16 protein-coding genes and 5 tRNA genes are annotated in these 17,631 nt (G+C 40.5%); all 21 read left to right on the forward strand.

Annotated elements, in window-relative coordinates; genetic code table 11:
* Positions 1–75 precede the first annotated feature (75 nt).
* Entirely contained in the window at positions 76–2,364 is a 2,289-nt protein-coding gene (locus tag ciss_RS04200) for a transglycosylase domain-containing protein (protein ID WP_075865056.1), read from the forward strand.
* Positions 2,365–2,467: 103 nt separating this feature from the next.
* Complete coding sequence (locus ciss_RS04205) at positions 2,468–3,637, forward strand: thiolase family protein (RefSeq protein ID WP_268874197.1); 1,170 nt, start codon at positions 2,468–2,470, stop codon at positions 3,635–3,637.
* 209 nt (positions 3,638–3,846) lie between these two features.
* Positions 3,847–4,503, forward strand: a complete 657-nt coding sequence (locus ciss_RS04210) for an energy-coupling factor ABC transporter permease (protein WP_075865058.1) — start codon at positions 3,847–3,849, stop codon at positions 4,501–4,503.
* Positions 4,493–4,768 carry a PDGLE domain-containing protein gene (locus ciss_RS04215; RefSeq protein WP_075865059.1) on the forward strand — a complete coding sequence of 92 codons (276 nt, stop codon included), beginning with the start codon at positions 4,493–4,495 and terminating at the stop codon, positions 4,766–4,768. Before ciss_RS04210 ends, ciss_RS04215 begins: the two co-directional genes overlap by 11 nt.
* A 103-nt stretch (positions 4,769–4,871) precedes the next feature.
* Positions 4,872–5,681, forward strand: a complete 810-nt coding sequence (gene cbiQ / locus ciss_RS04220) for a cobalt ECF transporter T component CbiQ (protein ID WP_075865060.1) — start codon at positions 4,872–4,874, stop codon at positions 5,679–5,681.
* Complete coding sequence (locus ciss_RS04225) at positions 5,678–6,490, forward strand: ATP-binding cassette domain-containing protein (protein ID WP_075865061.1); 813 nt, start codon at positions 5,678–5,680, stop codon at positions 6,488–6,490. Before cbiQ ends, ciss_RS04225 begins: the two co-directional genes overlap by 4 nt.
* Positions 6,491–6,571: 81 nt before the next feature.
* Complete coding sequence (locus ciss_RS04230; protein ID WP_075865062.1) at positions 6,572–7,768, forward strand: Nramp family divalent metal transporter; 1,197 nt, start codon at positions 6,572–6,574, stop codon at positions 7,766–7,768.
* An 8-nt stretch (positions 7,769–7,776) separates the two neighbouring features.
* Positions 7,777–8,985 (forward strand): tRNA pseudouridine(13) synthase TruD, encoded by a 1,209-nt coding sequence (truD, locus tag ciss_RS04235; RefSeq protein WP_268874198.1) that lies wholly within the window; start codon positions 7,777–7,779, stop codon positions 8,983–8,985.
* 209 nt (positions 8,986–9,194) lie between these two features.
* Positions 9,195–10,526 (forward strand): SSO2105 N-terminal domain-containing protein, encoded by a 1,332-nt coding sequence (locus tag ciss_RS04240; RefSeq protein ID WP_501161881.1) that lies wholly within the window; start codon positions 9,195–9,197, stop codon positions 10,524–10,526.
* A gap of 151 nt (positions 10,527–10,677) precedes the next feature.
* Positions 10,678–11,118, forward strand: coding sequence for a PH domain-containing protein (locus tag ciss_RS04245; RefSeq protein ID WP_075865064.1), 441 nt, complete (start codon positions 10,678–10,680; stop codon positions 11,116–11,118).
* Positions 11,096–12,472, forward strand: a complete 1,377-nt coding sequence (locus ciss_RS04250; protein WP_075865065.1) for a Na+/H+ antiporter NhaC family protein — start codon at positions 11,096–11,098, stop codon at positions 12,470–12,472. The genes ciss_RS04245 and ciss_RS04250 overlap by 23 nt, the downstream gene beginning before the upstream one ends.
* Entirely contained in the window at positions 12,441–14,159 is a 1,719-nt protein-coding gene (locus ciss_RS04255; RefSeq protein WP_075865066.1) for a glycoside hydrolase family 15 protein, read from the forward strand. The genes ciss_RS04250 and ciss_RS04255 overlap by 32 nt, the downstream gene beginning before the upstream one ends.
* Complete coding sequence (locus tag ciss_RS04260) at positions 14,152–14,613, forward strand: ferritin family protein (RefSeq protein ID WP_075865067.1); 462 nt, start codon at positions 14,152–14,154, stop codon at positions 14,611–14,613. Before ciss_RS04255 ends, ciss_RS04260 begins: the two co-directional genes overlap by 8 nt.
* Positions 14,614–14,715: 102 nt before the next feature.
* A complete protein-coding gene (locus tag ciss_RS04265) occupies positions 14,716–15,177 on the forward strand; it encodes a pyruvoyl-dependent arginine decarboxylase (protein WP_075865068.1) in 462 nt (153 codons plus the stop codon).
* A 15-nt stretch (positions 15,178–15,192) separates the two neighbouring features.
* Positions 15,193–16,026 (forward strand): polyamine aminopropyltransferase, encoded by an 834-nt coding sequence (gene speE / locus ciss_RS04270; protein ID WP_075865069.1) that lies wholly within the window; start codon positions 15,193–15,195, stop codon positions 16,024–16,026.
* A gap of 11 nt (positions 16,027–16,037) precedes the next feature.
* Positions 16,038–16,901, forward strand: coding sequence for an agmatinase (gene speB, locus ciss_RS04275; protein ID WP_075865070.1), 864 nt, complete (start codon positions 16,038–16,040; stop codon positions 16,899–16,901).
* 107 nt (positions 16,902–17,008) lie between these two features.
* A tRNA-Asp gene (locus tag ciss_RS04280) sits at positions 17,009–17,085 on the forward strand.
* 8 nt (positions 17,086–17,093) lie between these two features.
* Positions 17,094–17,169 (forward strand) — tRNA-Phe (locus ciss_RS04285).
* 11 nt (positions 17,170–17,180) lie between these two features.
* Positions 17,181–17,255: transfer RNA gene (locus ciss_RS04290), tRNA-Gly, on the forward strand.
* Positions 17,256–17,270: 15 nt separating this feature from the next.
* Positions 17,271–17,345, forward strand: a tRNA-Cys gene (locus ciss_RS04295).
* Between the two features lie 36 nt (positions 17,346–17,381).
* Positions 17,382–17,472, forward strand: a tRNA-Leu gene (locus tag ciss_RS04300).
* Positions 17,473–17,631 lie beyond the last annotated feature (159 nt).

Raw genomic sequence — 17,631 nt, forward strand, 5'->3', positions numbered from 1 at the left:
AAACGGATGCGAAAAATGTGGTAATATGTATTATGTAATTAAGGAAATCACTGCAGAAGAAAGGTGGAAACTGATGTGAGTAAGGTTTGCAAAAAATTTTCCTTGCTAACTTTATTGCTTTTATTTAGCCTTTTTGTTAATGGATGTGCAAGTTTTACGCTATCCGCTAAAGATTTTGCTAAACTTTATAATTTACAGCAAAGTTCAGCGATTTATGATAAAAATGGTCGTTTTTTGACCCAAATTTCGGGAAGCGAGCGCCGAACTTATGTAAAAATTGATGAGCTTCCGCCATATGTTCCTCAGGCTTTTGTAGCAATTGAAGATGCGCGTTTTTATCAGCACTTTGGTATTGACATCGTGGGAATTTTGCGGGCATCAGTAGTTAATATTTTAAAGAAAGACCTTGCCCAGGGGGCAAGCACCATTACCCAGCAATTAGTACGTAATGTTTATTTAACCCAGGAAAAAACTTTTGCCCGGAAAATTAAAGAAGCCCTTTTAGCGATTCAGCTTGAACGGGTTTATACCAAGAAAGAAATACTGGAAATGTACTTAAATGTAATTTACTTTGGCAATGGAAATTATGGTATTGAGGAAGCTGCCCAAAATTATTTCGGAAAGCCGGCTTCCAAGCTCACCCTTGGAGAAGCGGCAATGCTTGCGGGAATACCCAGGAGACCAAATTTTTATGCACCGACTATAAACTATGAAGCGGCGGTAAGTCGAAAAAATCTTGTTCTGGATAAAATGGTGGAGCAAGGTTATTTAACCCCGGAGGAGGCGGAGAAGGCTAAAAGGGAAGAAGTAAAAATTAATCCTGAGGCTCAAAATAAGGGCAACCAGTATGCAGCGGTTATTGATAAAATTTTCCAGGAAAGCGAAGAGGATTTTGGACTTTCCCGGGAACAATTAAATACCGGTGGTTATAAAATTTATACTACTGTTGACCGGGAAGTCCAACGGTATGCGGAAAGAGTCTTTGCTGATGCCCGGAATTTTCCGCCCAGTACCGATGAAATTATAGTTCAAGGGGCTGCTGCGGGAGTTGATCCTGAAACCGGTGGGATTGTTTTCTTAATAGGAGGCCGGAATTATGGAAGATTTGGTGGGTTTAATCGAAGCTTTATGATGTACCGCCAGCCCGGTTCTGCTTTTAAACCAATTGTTGATTATGCTCCGGCTTTTGAAAAGGGGTATTTACCATCGGATTTTATAGTTGATGAACCTGTAGCTTTTGGGGATTATAAACCAAAAAATTACGATGGCACTTATCACGGTAAAGTAACTTTAAGAAAAGCCCTGGTAGAATCTTTAAATATCCCTGCAGTAAAGCTTTTAAATGAGATTGGAGTTGACACCGGGTATGAATATGCCAAAAGGTTTGGTTTTGAATTAACTGCCAAAGATAAAAACCTGTCACTGGCTTTAGGGGGATTGGAGCGGGGAGCATCACCACTGCAGATGGCTGCTGCCTATGCCGTTTTTGCCAGTGGCGGGGTATACAGGACGCCCCATATCATTAATAAAATCATTGATAAAGATGGAAATGAGATTCCCAGAAGAAAATCTTTAGAAGAAAAGAAAGTTATTTCCGAAGAAACGGCTTATTTAATTACCGATGTGTTAATTGATACCGTAAAAAAAGGAACGGCCAGAAGGGCAAATTTTGGGGGAATTTTAGCGGCAAAAACTGGAACTACCGAAGTACCCTTTAAAACTCCTGGGCAGAAGGGTACCAAAGACGCGTGGATTGTAGGTTATACGCCGGATATTTCGGTGGCAGTTTGGATGGGTTATGATAAAACCGACCGCTTGCACTATTTAAAAGGTGTTACCGGAGGCTCATACCCTGCGGTGATTTTACGAAAGATAGCTTCTTACTATGTACAAGTGCATGGAGAAAAGCCTTTTACAATGCCCAAACAACTGGTGCGGGTAAGCATCGATGAAAAAACCGGATTAATTGCGGGGCCTTTAACCCCTCCCGGACAGGTAGTTGACGAAGTTTTCCCTAAAGGTAAGGAACCTAAAGCTCTTTCGCCCGATACCCCACCAAATCCTGAAACTCAAAACGGTAATTTAACGGCAGCGTATATTGAAGGTAAAGGGGTTGTTTTAAACTGGCAGCCAAAACCGGGATATACCTACCAAATATACCGCATAAATGAGGATGGTTCAACGTTAATGGTTGGGGAAAGCTCAACGGGGTCTTTTACCGATGCTAAGGTGACTTCGGGCAGCCATTATCAGTATTACCTTTTACCCGTACAGAAAAAAGAGGATGGCAGTGTTAAAATGGAGTTACCAAGCGTTCCGGTAGTTATTGATATTCCAGCGTCGGTAACCGGCGGAGTTTACTGAGTGGGTTTTTCTAATTTTTTTCAGGTAAATTGTTGAAATATTTAAAATTGTCATTTAACATAAAAAAGAGATATGAATTTAAAACAGGGGGGATTAGGCTTTGGTGGATGTGGCGATTGTCCGGGCCAAACGGACGCCTATTGGTAGTTTCGGGGGACAGTTTAAAAATGTATCTGCAGGTAATTTAGCAGCGACAGTTATAAAGGAGTTAATAAAGGATTTACCCTTTCCGCTGGAAAAAGTAGACGAGGTAATACTTGGGAACTGTCTGATGAATACCGATGAGCCAAATTTAGGAAGAACTGCTGCTTTGATGGCCGGGCTTCCCATTACAACCACTGGCTTTACAGTTCAAAGGCAGTGCAGCTCCGGGATGCAGGCGATCGTTTCGGCGTATCAGGAGCTGGTTTTGGGTGATAATGACATAATTATTGCTGGTGGAGTGGAAAGTATGAGTACCGCTCCCTTTGTGTTGAAAACTGCCAGGTGGGGGCAGAGGCTTACTCACGGGGAGATGACCGATGCCCTCTGGGAGCTCCTAACGGATCCGCTACATAAAATTTTAATGGGGGTTACGGCCGAAAATTTAGCCCGTAAATATAATATTTCCCGGGAGGAACAAGACGAAATTGCTTATAGGAGCCATAAACTTGCCATTGAGGCAATAGATAATGGTTGGTTTGCGGAGGAAATAGTGCCGGTAGAAGTAAAAAATAAAAAAGAAAAAGTTTTGGTGATGACCGATGAACACCCGCGCCGGGATATTTCCTTAGAAAAATTAGCGGCCCTTCCTCCCACTTTTGTTAAAGACGGTACGGTAACCGCAGGGAATTCTTCCGGTTTAAATGATGGGGCAGCGGCGGTTTTAATGATGCGGGAAGAGACGGCGAGGCAGTATGGACTGGAACCGCTTGGTTACATTCGGGCCTATGCCTGGGCGGGGGTTGAGCCGGAGTTAATGGGATATGGACCGGTGCCAGCTGTTCAAAAACTTTTAAAGAAGACGGGGCTTCTTCTAACGGATATTGATTTAATTGAGTTAAATGAGGCTTTTGCGGCTCAGTACCTTGCCTGTGAGAAGCTTTTAGAGTTGGATAGAAATAAAGTAAATGTAAAAGGCAGCGGTATTGGTCTTGGACACCCGGTGGGTGCTACCGGAGCCCGGATAATAGTAACTTTACTTTATGAATTAAAACGGCGGAATTTAAAACGGGGCATTGCTACTTTATGTGTTGGCGGTGGTATGGGAATGGCAGTACTGGTGGAACGGTAGTTTGTGAAAAAAATATTTTTATTTTAAGAAGGAAAAAAGGAATAAATGTAGTATAATTTATATCAGAAAACAAACCCAGAAGGGTTTAACGTTTCTTTATTTTACCAAAAGGACAACTTTATAATATGGAAAAAAAGCCACGAAGGCCGGGAGCAGGAAGCTCGGTTTTGGTGGCTTTTTGTTTTTTAAACCTTTAGGAGGGAGATTTTATGCATATTGCCGATGGAATTTTAAGCCCGGAAGTTTTAATAACAACAGCGGGAGTTTCGGTAGGAATGATAGGACTTTCGCTTAAGAAAAGCAAAGGGCAGTTAGGAGAGCGACAAATTCCCATGCTTGGGGTGGTTTCAGCGTTTATCTTTGCCGCCCAAATGCTAAACTTTCCGATTATCGGTGGTACTTCGGGACATTTACTGGGGGGAATGCTGGCAGCGGCTTTACTTGGTCCCTGGAATGCTGTTTTAACCCTTACCACGGTCTTATTTGTTCAGGCGGTATTTTTCTCGGATGGTGGCATTACAGCTCTGGGGGCTAATGTCTTTAACATGGCGGTAATAGGGGTTTTTACGGGGTATTTGTTTTACCAATTGCTGCAAAGAATAATTCCAGGAAAAACCGGGAGAACCTTAGGGTTAATTGGGGGAAGTTGGCTTTCGGTGGTAGCTGGAGCTTTAGCCGCATCGGTTGAAATATCGTTATCCGGTTTATTGCCTTTTAAAGTTGCTGCAGGGGCCCTGCTTTTCTGGCATTCTTTTATTGGCCTGGGTGAAGCACTTATTACTTTAATTGCCGTAACGTATTTGGAAAAGATTTTTGGGGTAGGGTTTTTTCATGGAGTAAAGGAGGTTGCAATAAATGAAAAATAAGATTTTAATCGGCTTAGGTACTGCCCTTCTGCTGGCGCTTTTATTGTCGCCTTTTGCTTCGGCTAATCCGGATGGTTTAGATAGAGTTCTTAAGGATTTTGGTTTGGAAGAAAGGAGCAAGACGATTCTTGTTTCACCGGCTGCCGATTATGTTTTTCCTGGGATTAAAAACGAAAAGCTGGCAACGGGGATAGCCGGAGTTTTTGGTACCTTACTGACTTTTGGGGTTGCCTGGTTTATAGGAAAAAAGCTGGTAAGTCGGTAAAATAATCTAAACCTTGGCATTTTAGATAAAATTCCCGGCCGGTAAGCAGCTTTGCTTATTGGCTATTTTTCTTTTTTTTGTCATAATGGAAAAGGGGTGTAAAATGAAGAAAAGTCACTGGCACCTGGAAGATATAAAAAAACAAAGTCGCCTTTTTAACAAACTTGATCCGAGGATAAAAGTTATAGGCTTTTTTTTGTTAATTGCTTTAAGTAGTTTTATAAAAAGTTTTATACCGCTATTTCTTAATTTAGGGCTGGCAATTACCCTGGTGTTGCTTGCCCGTTTGCCATTAAACTTTTTGCTTACCCGGTTTATGTACTTTTTGGCTTTTGCTGGTGTTTTTCTTATCGTGCTACCGCTTATGACTCCGGGAGAGGTAGCTTTTACCTTGGGACCGGTTGTTTTTTCTAAGCCCGGGCTTATAAAAGGAGCGGTAATTGGAATCAGGCTTGTTACCATCTGGTTGTATATTTCTTTAATGCTTGGTAGCACCGGTTTTCGGGATTTTCTGTGGGCTCTTTCACGGTTACGTATTCCCCCGGAGTTTATAGGTATTATCGAGTTTATGTTACGTTATTTAGCTTTATTTTCCGAGGAATTGAAAAAGGCACAAACAGCAAGGAAGGCCCGACTTTTTCAGGAAGGAAAAAGTTTATGGCATAAAAGAACTTTTAAAATTTTGGGCCAGACTATTGGCATGCTTTTTTATCGAGCTTATTTAAGAGGTGAAAGGGTCTACCGGGCAATGCTGGCCAGGGGCTTTACTGGTAGGTGGCAGGTGCTGGAGGAAAAAAAAATAGGGAGGAAGGATGTTGTATTTTTTTTGTCGATAGTATTTTGGGTTTTAATGTTACTTGATTTTGAATATCATGGACTTGCCTGGCGGTTAATTTGGAGGTTATTAGAATGAAAATTGCGGTGGAAATAGAAAATTTAATGTTTTTTTATCCTGATGGGAATAAAGCTTTGGATGGGGTATCTTTTGTAGTACCGGAAAGGTCAAAAACAGTTATTTTAGGCCCTAACGGTGCGGGAAAATCAACTTTGCTTTTACACTTAAACGGACTTTATACCCCGAATCGCGGGAAAGTCAGGATTTTTGGTAAATTAATTAATGCGGAAAATATCCGGGAGATTAGAAAAAAGGTTGGACTTGTTTTTCAGGATCCCGATGACCAGCTATTTGCTTCAACGATTTTTGATGATGTGGCGTTTGGACCGCAAAATCTTGAACTTGATAAAAAGGAAATTTTAAGGCGGGTTGAGGAAGCCTTAAAAGCGGTGGATATGTGGGATTTAAGAGATAGACCGCCCCATCATTTAAGTTTGGGACAGAAAAAGCGTGCTGCTATTGCGGGAGTATTAGCGATGGAGCCGGACATTGTGGTGTTAGATGAACCCATGGCTTATCTTGATCCAAGAGGTCAGGAAGAAATTACTGCTATTTTAAACAGGTTAAATAATGAGGGAAAAACGGTTATTGTCAGCACCCATGACCTGGATTGGGCGCTGGAATGGGCCGATTACGTGGTGATTTTAAACGCCGGACGGGTGATGGCGGAGGGGGATAAAAGCATCTTAACCAATCGCCGCTTATTAGAACAAAATGGGTTAAAAGCACCATTGCTTGTAACGCTTTTTGAGGATTTTGAAGGAAAACTGGGTATTCCTACCAGTTTAAAGGAAGCAAAGCAAAAGCTTAAGAAGATTATGCTGTAACATTTAAAGCCCGGCTTTAAGCCGGGCTTTAACCTTTTTTAGCCTCCGGTCATAAAATAGTAGACGACTGGAGGGAGAACAATGGTATTGGAGATAAAGGCCCGGAGTAGTTTTTTTTACAAGTTTACCGCTTTTATGGGACCGGCTTTTTTAGTTTCCATTGGTTATATTGATCCGGGAAACTGGGCGGCAAACTTTGCGGGAGGTTCGCGTTATGGTTCGATCATGTTAGTAATGGTGCTGTTATGCAATCTTTTAGCTATTTTGTTTCAATCGTTGGTTGCCTATTTAACTTTAAAGACCGGAAAAAGTCTGGCGGAAAATATTGTGGAGAGATTACCTAAACCTCTGGTAGCTTTTTATGGAGTATTGGCGGTAACCGGTGCTATGGCTACCGATGTGGCTGAGTTTGTAGGCGCGGCATTGGGATTTAGCTTAATATTTGGTTTGGATCTTTTGAAGAGCGTTTTAATTGCCGTGGTATTTGTGATTTGTGGTTACTTTTTGGAAAGACAGGGGAACCGCAAAGTTGAATTTTTAATCATGTTTTTTTTAGCCGCCATAGGTTTTTGTTATCTTTTAGAGCTTTTAATTTTAAAACCGGAGATAGATAGCCTGATTAACTCAAAAATCAAGCTGGACCCGGATTTTCTTTTTGTAGTACTGAGTATGCTGGGGGCTACAGTTATGCCTCATAATCTTTTTTTGCACAGTGATCTGATTGCGGAAAAACTAAAGCAGAGAATAATAACTACTAAAGATTTTCCTGTGGTTTTTTTGGAAAACTTAATTGCGTTAAATTTAGCGTTTTTGGTTAATTCAGCGATGATTGTTGTGGCCAAAGATATGTTTTATGACTGTGGAGTAGCGGTGGATTCCCTGCGGCTGGCCTATCATACCCTTGAACCGGTGTTAAACGGTTGGGCAGCACTGCTCTTTGGATTGGCCCTGGTGTTATGCGGCCTCAGTTCATCCCTCACGGGTACAATAGCAGGACAAAATCTTTTAGAAAAGTTTTTACCTGTAAACCTTTCGGTACTTATGAGAAAAATGATAATCATAACCCCGGCATTGTATTTCTTTTTAAAAGGCCTGGGTGAAATTGAACTTTTGCTTTTAAGTCAGGTGGTTTTGAGCTTTGTTTTGCCGTTTGTTTTAATCGTGCTCCTCTGGTTTTTAAATAAAATTGCCAATAAATATCTATTAATTTTAGGCTGGCTTTTAACGGCAGTAATTGGAGTGTGTAATGGGATTTTACTTTGGACAGCTATTTTTTAATTGGTTTTTTGCCAGGTTATGATAAAATTAGATGGAAGACAGGAGGTCATATGATGAAAGTTAAAGTCAAACCTGACGATTTTATTGTGAAAGAAGAAATCACGGCACCAATTTTAAAAGAAGGAAATTTTAAAGTTTATCTTTTGGAAAAACGCTATTGGAATACTTTAGACGCCTTGCAGAGAATTGCTGCCGAAAGCGGTTTAAAGCTTTCGGAAATTGGTTATGGCGGAAAGAAAGACCGCTATGGCCATACTTTTCAATACATAACAGTTAAAGCTACCAAAAATTTAACGACCCGGGAAAGAAACTTAAAATTGACTTTAATGGGTTATCTCAATTCGCCAATGAGTCCGGAATTAATTGCGGGGAATCATTTTGAGATAACATTACGGGCGCTTTCGGGAGAAGAAGGGCGCGACCTAATAAAAAGGGGAGAGCAGGTTAAAAGATACGGTTTTCCCAATTACTTTGATGACCAGCGCTTTGGGAGTTACGATAAAGAGCAAGGTTTTTTTGCCAAAAAATTAGTGCTGGGTCATTTTAATGGAGCTTTAAAGATTTATTTAACTTCAATTTATCCCGAAGAATCAAAGGAAGCAAAAGAAAGAAAAAGGTTTTTTATGGCTAACTGGGGTAATTGGTCTTTGTGTCTTGAAGCTTCTAAAACTCGCGTTGAAAGGGAGATTTTTAGTTTTTTAGAAAAGGAACCGAAAAACTTTGCGGGAGCGATAAATTTAATTCCTAAAGAACAGCTTTCCCTTTACTTTGCTGCTTATCAAGGTTACCTTTACAATAACTTATTAAAAGAAGTCCTCTTAAATCAGGGAATTGAGCTAAGAGCGTATCCAGGAGTAGTGGATGACTATTTATTTTATTTAACATTACCGAAAAAGAGTTTTATTTATTTAAAAAGTTTACTGCTGCCAACAGCAGCCCAAAAAGTTTCCTTTCCCAACGAGGAAGTACGGCGGGAGTACTTTAAAATCCTGGAACGGGAAGGCTTGAAAAGTGGCGATTTTAATTTAAGAAAAATCCGTAAAGTTTATTTTAAATCGTTTTTAAGACCTGCGGTGGTAATTCCCGAAGGGTTTTCTGTAGGAAACCTTGCCAAAGATGAACTTTATCCGGGAAAGCAAAAATTACAGTTAAAATTTTTCCTTCCCCGGGGAAGTTATGCCACGATGTTAATTAAAGCTTTAAGCATAAATTATTAGGTATACCTTTAGCCTCCCGTGTTCTCTGGGAGGTTTTAAATTGCGTTCTTATATTTTTGGTATTGGAATGATAGTGGAAGTAAGATATATTGTAGGTTAGAGGGGGTTTAAACAGCTGAGCCGAACAATGTACAGTAGTGCAATAATAAGTTTTGCAATAAAGAAATCTAATTGTGCAAAATTGGAAGGCAGCGATGGTAATGAAGCAAATCATAACAATACAGGCAAGGTTATTCCCAAAAAAGAAAGAAAAAGAATGTTTAGATAACCTGATGCGAAAATGGAACTCCTGCAAAAGATATGCTTATAACCGCCTGCTTGAAGGAAAAACCCGAAAAGAACTCAAGAAAGATCTGCAAAGCCTCTTTGGATTGAATTCCAGATATGTAGACGATGCTATACTTGAAGCCAGCGAAGTTTTGCAAAGCACCAAAGAACTTGGAGAAAACCCTCGTAAAGTTATCTTTGGCGGGAAAGACCTGTTTTTCAAGTTGAAAAGCAAGCATTTAAGTATCAAACAAAGGCAAAAGTACAAAAAAGAATGGTTAGATAAACGCAAAGGAACTCTTTTCTCCAGAGGGGATAAAACCAAGCAGGGGAACTTAAATTTAAGAGTTATCGAAGAAAACGGTCAATTTTTTCTAAGGATAAATACAGGAAACAGGAAATGGTTGTTTATCCAGCTTAAAAGTTCTCATAAAAAGTGGCAGAAGTTTGATGAAACAATGCTAAATTCCTGTCCTTACAGCGTTCGCCTTCAAAGAAAAAACAATAAATACTATGCTTACATTTCTTTTGAAGATAACCTACCTGATACAGCAATAGATTTCAGCAATGGAGCTATCGGAGTAGACTTGAACGCTTTTCCATCCCACATAGCCTGGGCTGAAATAAAGAAAGAGGGCAATTTAGAAAGCTATGGAGAAATCCCCACACCACATCTCTGGGATGGAGGAAAAGAGAAAAGAGATTACTATGCATGGGTGTATGCCAACGAAATTGTAAAATTGGCACTTGCAAAGAATAAAGGCATAGTGATAGAAAGGGTAGCAATAAAAGACAAAGGCTTTCGTGGAGATAACAAAGGCAGGAAATCCAGAAGGATAAAGCACAGTTTTAGTTACCGAAAGTTAATTAGCAGAATAAAGACCATTGCCCAAAGGTACGGCGTAGCCATAAGAGAAGTAAGTCCGGCTTATACAAGCGTAATAGGAATGCTAAAGTACGCACCGCAGTTTAATTTAACAAAAGATACAGCAGCAGCCTATGTGATAGCCCGAAGAGGATTGGCTTTAAGGGAAAGAATTCCCTTGAAGTATAAAGAGCTTTTGAAAAGCCTGCAAAGTAAGTCACAGTCGGTATCTTCATCAACCGAAGGAAGGAATGAAGGTACTGCGGTAAAGGGGAAAACCTTACCGTACAAACCGTGGCGAGTTTTGCGGGTAGCCCTCCTGACTGGAGCTCTCCTTGACAGGCCATTATATCGTGACCTGTCACCGCTGAAGAGAATACTTGTCAGCGGTATGGGAGAAGGTGGCTGAAAGCTACGGCAAGTTCCATAGCTTGGTGATGGGACTATGGGAGTGCCTGAATACCGCCTGCTGGGAATGGGCACTCTTGAAAGGGCGGACTACAAATAGCCCAGCTTCTCAAACTGCACGGTTTTGTACAGTTTGGGGTACCAGGATAAGGATGAAGTTTGATAATAAGAGGAAGATCGATAAATACCTTTTTTCATCGTTAATATTATTACTGGGTACACCTTTGGTTTTAGCCGGGGTATTATACACTCAAGGGGTTAAAAATGGCTTTATTTCGATATCCGCATTTTTTTTAATTGTGCTTAGTTTATATCTCATAAATATTCCAGTCTGGCTTGTATCTCGAAAAAACTTTAAAAAACTTTCAGTAACTTTTGAAGTAACTCCGGAAAAGTTAATTTATGAAAGCCAGGAAGGAAAAAAGGTTTTTCCCAAAAAAGAGATTAAAAATATAATATTGTTAAAAGACGGAAAACATGAAGGTTTAAAAATCGCTACTACCCAAGAAAATTTTTACATATCTCTTAACCAATTTTCTGACGGATTTAAAATTAAGGAGCAGCTCAAAAATGACGGATACAGCATCAATTAAACCCCGACTTACTTTTTTACCGCCTTTTATTGCAGTTGTTACTTTAATCCTGGCTATAACCGTGTTAGACCTCTCACCGGTTTACCCGATGAGCCTTGCTTTTTTCTTAACAATAATTTTCGCTTTAATTGATGGTTATGATTATCGGTTTATTTATCGTTCAGCGTTAGAAGGAATTAAGTCGGTTTGGACGATCATTATAATGTTTACCTTGCTTGGGGCTTTAATTGCTCTCTGGTTAGCCGGTGGTACCATTGCCACCATGATTTACTATGGTTTACAGTTAGTTGAACCAAAGTTTTTCCTGGTAGAGGTTTTTTTATTAAGTGTTTTCTTATCATTAGTTATCGGTACTTCCCTTGGTACTATAAGTACTTTAGGAGTTGTATTAATGGGAATTGGCCGGGGGCTCAATTTGCCTCCGGAAATGATAGCTGGCGCGGTGGTGGCTGGAGCGTTTTTTGGTGACCGGATTTCACCGGTTTCTACCAGCCTTTATTTGACGGCTGAAGTTACCGGCACCAAGGTTGAGGATAATCTAAAACTTATGTTAAAAACTACTTACCTTCCTTTTGTGCTTGCAATTTTTCTTTACTTTGTTTTAGGCATGTTAAATCCAACTAAGGAAGCGGGAGTTACTTCAACTTATTTAAAACTGTTACAAAGTAACTTTTACCTTAGTCCGGTTCTGTTGCTCTTACCTTTGTTATTCCTTATTTTAGCGCTGGTTAGGGTTTCCATAAAAATTAACCTTTTTCTAAATGTAGTTTTAAGTTTTATTTTAGGAATTATTTATCAAAAGGCATCAGTACCAAAACTTTTATTAGAGGTATTTACCGGCTTTGAAGCTCCTAAAGGGCTTACAGCCCTGGCGGGAGGTGGCGTGCTAAGGTATTTATCTTTAGTGTCGATCATTTTGGTTGCCTCGGCAATGGCAGGAATATTAATTAATACGGGAGTTTTCACTACTTTGCTAATTCGACCTTTAGCTCATTTTAAGTCATATTTTTCCCTTACCTTTGGCATAATGATTTTAGCAGTATTGCTTTTAATGGTGACCTGTACCCAGGCTTTAGCTATAATGATTCCCGGAATGACCCTTAAGGATGAGTTTAAACGTAAGGCCACTGCTAACGAACTTTCAAGAATTTTAGCGGATTCGGCAGTAGTTTTAGCGCCACTTATTCCCTGGAACATGGCAGCAATTTTATCAGGAGCGGCTTTACAGGTAAACCCAAAAGCTTACATTTTATTTGCTTTTTATCTTTGGTTAACTCCATTTAATAATTTGCTGGTAAGCTGGCGAAAGAAGGGTGAGGTTTATGGAGAAAAAGGGTTGGGCAATTATCGGTAATGGCATTACAGCAGCTTTAATAGATAGTGAGGCCAAAATATGCTGGCTCTGCTTACCTAAGTTTGATGGCTTACCGGTATTTGCAAAAGCTCTATCGCCAGAAGCTGGAGGGGTACTAACCCTTAAATTAGGGGAAAAGACTTTTACAAAAGACCAAAGATATTTGGGAAAGGGAGCGGTGTTAGAAACAATAATTGTTTCTAATTCCGGGGAATATAGAATTGTGGATTATATGCCCTGGGGAAAAAATCTCCTGATTCGAGAAGTTTTTGGTGACGTGGCTAAAATCGAAGTTGAGGTAGAATTAACTAAATTTAATTCTATTGAGTTTGCTGTAAAAAAAACTGAGCGGCAATGGCAGGTGCAAGGGCCGGGAGTGGGTTTTTTTATTGATTTCAGGAAAATTTCCAACGATAGGATGCAGATTGTGCTAAGTTATGGTGATAATTTAGATCAGGCATATCAATTTTTGGTTAAGATAAGCGATAGAGAACTTTTTGAGGTAATGACATTTTGGGAGCGCTGGTTTTTACCAAAAAAGGAGCTAATAAATGTTCCGGTTTCCTGGCAGGAGTTTTACGAACGTAGCTTAATGGTTTTAAAACTTTTAACCTATGAACCAACGGGAGCTATTATTGCTGCTCCTACCGCTTCGTTCCCGGCCTACCCCAATGGAGAGGATAATTGGGACTACCGTTTTTGCTGGTTAAGAGACGGTTTTTATACCGCTTATGCCTTCGATTTAGCGGGATTTCATGAAGAATCCCGAAAGTTTTATGAGTTTTCGCTAAAACTTTTAGAGAAAGCGGATCACTTTGAAAACCCCTTATATACCATTGAAGGATTATGTTCTTACGAAATAATTATGCCGGAGTTATCGGGACCCGATGGTGAAAAACCAATTCGTTTTGGCAACAAAGCAGCGGAACAGCTGCAGCTCGATAATGAAGGGAATATCGTTTATGGCTTGTGGAAACACTGGCTTTTTACTAAGGACACGAACTTTTTAGCAGAAGCCTATCTAAAAATCAAAAAGGCGTTAGAATTTACTGCCCGCAACTGGGATAAACCGGAGCACGGCATCTGGGAGTTCAGGGATAAAAAACGGCAGTGGGTTTTTGGTAAAGTAATGTGTTATGCCGGAATGGTTGCCGGGGCTAAAATTGCTTCGGCATTAAAAGATTATCCCCGGGCAAGGGAATATCTAAAAATTGCCAGAGAAATAAAAGAAAATTTGTTATCCCGGGGGTACAATAAAGAAAAGCAAGCTTTTCTTCAGCATTATGATCCCGATGCACCTGCTGATTGTTCGGTTTTGGCTCTAACCGAGTTTGGTGTGCTGCCGGCGAGGGATGAAAGGATGGTAAATACGTTAAAGTATGTTGAGCAAAAGCTTACTTTTCACGGGGCGGTTTTGCGGTTTGAAGGAGCGGTTTTGCCCTTTTATCTTTGTACATTTTGGTTAATCCGGCAGTATTTAAGGATGGGAAACTTAGAGAAAGCTGAGGAATTTTTGGAAAGGACTTTAAAATCGGCAAGTCCATTAAAATTAATGGCGGAGCATTACGACCCACGGACGGGAGAACAGTGGGGCAATTTCCCACAAGGGTTTAGCCATGAAGAGTTAGTGCGCACGCTAATCTTTTATGACGATATTATGGGGAAACAGGAGGGATATAGTGGCTAAGATTAATGATTTTATTAAACTTGCCCAAAACATGGAAATAAGGGGTATCGAATTTTATGAAAAAGCTTTCAAATTAGCGCAGGTCGAAGAGGTAAGGGAGACCTTTAGGTTCCTTATCGAAGAGGAGAAAGAACATGTCCGGTTTTTTGAAAAACTTTTAGAAAAAGATTGGGATGTAGAAATAAGTGCTGAAAGCTCCCGGTATCTGAAAGGTATTTTCGACTTTCCTTTTTTGGGGGAAAAGGAACTTGAAGAAGTTTCCAGGTACACGCGGGAAAAAGAAGCTTTGGAACTTGCAGCCCAAGCGGAAAAGGATGCAATCTTATTTTACCAGGAGCTTTCTAATGTAATTCTGGATGAAAAATTAAAAGATGCTATTGGGAAAATCATCGAGGAGGAAAAAATGCACTTAGTTGCTATTCGTGAGCGAATTTATGAGTTATTAAGCGATTGATAAAAATTTTTAAGATTAACGTTAAAAGATGTTTATTTTTTTCAGGTTTTTGCTATAATATTCATTGTTTAATTTGGAAAGTTAGAAAAAGGAGGCAAAAATATGTTACCAACCCCAAAAAAATACTTTGTGACAGCCGCTGCTGCGGAAGGTGAAACGGCATTAAATGCTTTTGACAATGCCTTATTAAAAGCCCGGATTGGGAATGTGAACTTGCTGCGGGTTTCATCCATTTTGCCGCCCAATTGCGAATTGGATAATGATCTTGTGATTCCCCCGGGTTCCTTAGTTCCAACAGCTTACGGAGCAATAATTTCCGACACTCCGGGAGAATTAATTGCTGCTGCTGTAGGGGTGGGTATTTCGGAAGCTGATCATTTCGGGGTAATTATGGAGTTTTCGGGTAAATGTTCGGCCAAAGAGGCGGAAGAACAAATTGCCCAAATGTTAAAAGAAGCCTTTAAAGTGCGGGGTATTGCTTTAAATAAGACTATTATTAAGTCAGCTGAACACAGGGTTGAAAAAATCGGCTGTGCTTTTGCTGCGGTACCTCTCTGGTACTAAAAGAGGTGGATAAGGATGGAACTCTGGTTTACCGAAAAACAAACTCCAAATGTGGGCATTACCTGTAAAATTACGAAAACCCTGCATACAGAAACCACACCTTTTCAGGAATTAGCCGTAATTGAAACTTTGCAGTTTGGACGAATGCTCGTTTTAGATGGGATGGTTCAAACTACGATTGCAGATGAGTTTGTATATCATGAAATGATTGCCCACGTGGCTTTAAATACCCATCCCAACCCGGAAAAAGTTATGGTAATTGGGGGCGGCGATGGCGGAACTATCCGGGAAATAGTAAAACATCCTAAAGTAAAAAAAGCAGTTTTGGTAGAAATTGATGAAAGAGTAATAGAGGTAAGTAAGCAGTATTTACCTGAAATTGCCGCTGCGTTAATGGGGAACCCTAAAGTTGAAGTGAGAGTCGAAGATGGGATTAAACATGTAAAAGAACATAAAGGGGAATATGATGTCATAATCATTGATTCAACCGAGCCTGTAGGACCGGCGGTGGAACTTTTTAGTGAAGATTTTTATAAAAATGTCTACGAGAGCTTAAAAGAAGACGGAATTATGGTGGCCCAAACCGAATCTCCCTTTTTTAATCGTGATATAATTAAAAATTCGTTTACAAGAATAGGAAAGAATTTCCCCATTACCAGGCTTTACTTTGCGACTGTTCCCACGTATCCCAGCGGTGTCTGGACCTTTACTTTAGGATCGAAAAAATTCGACCCGCTGGCGGTAAAAAAAGAAGATATTTTTGTTGACCCAAGCAATAAATACTACAATGCTGAGGTTCACTTTGGGGCCTTTATGCTGCCAAACTTTATTGCCGAGATAATCAAATAGAAGGTGAGATAATGCTTCCTGTTGAAAAATTTACTGGTTTTATGGGCAGTTCCGACGATTATGAAGGTGCTGCCTTTGTTTTATTTGGAATTCCCATGGATTTTACCGTTAGTTTTCGTCCCGGGGCCCGCATGGCTCCTCCGCATATCCGTCAGGTTTCCTTTGGTTTAGAGGAGTATGACTGGGATTTAGAAAAGAGTCTTAATGACGTAAACTTTTACGATATGGGAGATGTAGCCCTTACTTTGGGCAGAATTGAAGAAAGCTTTACCAACATCCAGAAAGTAACGAGAAAAGTGTTGAGGGACGGTAAAATTCCACTAATTATTGGTGGGGAACATTTGGTTACTTATCCGGTAATCCTGGAATTTGCCGAAAAATATCCCGATTTAGCAGTTGTTCACCTTGATGCTCATGCGGATTTGCGGGATCACTATTTAGGAGAAAAACTTTCCCATGCAACGGTTATGCGGCGTATATCGGAAATTATTGGTCCGCAAAATCTTTATCATATTGGTATCCGGTCCGGTACCCAGGAGGAAAAAGAGTTTATTACAAAAAAATCAAATTATCTTGGCCAAAGCGTGTTAGCGGGGGTAGAGAAGGCGTTAGAAAAGCTCGGGCAAAAGCCGGTGTTTATTTCCCTGGATATTGATGTGGTAGATCCGGCTTTTGCGCCGGGAACCGGAACGCCTGAACCGGGTGGAGCTACCAGCAGTGAGATAATGGAAGCCATTGTAAAACTTAGTTCTTTAAATATTGTTGGTATGGATTTAGTTGAAGTATTACCCGTATATGATCCATCGGAACGTACATCACTATTGGCGGCCAAAATTTTACGCCGAGCATTGTTATCTTTTAATATCGGCAGGTAATATCAAAACATTAAAAAAATAAAAAACTCAAAAAAAGTAGTTGACTTCTAAGTAAATGTCATGTAATATAATAATTGTCGGTTGGGCCGACAGGCAGATAAAGATGCGGAGCTGTGGTGTAGGGGCCTAACATGCCTGCCTGTCACGCAGGAGATCGCGGGTTCGAATCCCGTCAGCTCCGCCATAAAATTTGCCACGGTAGCTCAGTCGGTAGAGCAGAGGACTGAAAATCCTCGTGTCGGCGGTTCGATTCCGTCCCGTGGCACCATTTTAAAACGGGCGGAAGTGGCTCAGTGGTAGAGCATCGCCTTGCCAAGGCGAGGGTCGCGGGTTCGAATCCCGTCTTCCGCTCCATTATTTATCTAACCTGGCGGCATAGCCAAGTGGTAAGGCAGAGGTCTGCAAAACCTTTATTCCCCGGTTCGAATCCGGGTGCCGCCTCCACATTGAAAACAATCAATTAACTTTTTTTATAAATTTGCCGGGGTGGCGGAACTGGCAGACGCACGGGACTTAAAATCCCGGGGGCCCTCAAAGGCCCGTACCGGTTCGATTCCGGTCTCCGGCACCACTTGAATGAAAAGCCTGCAGCAATGCAGGTTTTTTGTTTTTTTGAGTAAATTGCTAAGTTGAGAGAACCGCGCCAAATAAGGTATAAACACAAACCCAAAAATAAAATTACCCCAAAGTAGGGCGAAAAACAGCGGTTTTAAGGAGCAGGAACAAAAGA

It is taken from the genome of Carboxydothermus islandicus (assembly GCF_001950325.1).
GTDB lineage: Bacteria > Bacillota > Z-2901 > Carboxydothermales > Carboxydothermaceae > Carboxydothermus > Carboxydothermus islandicus.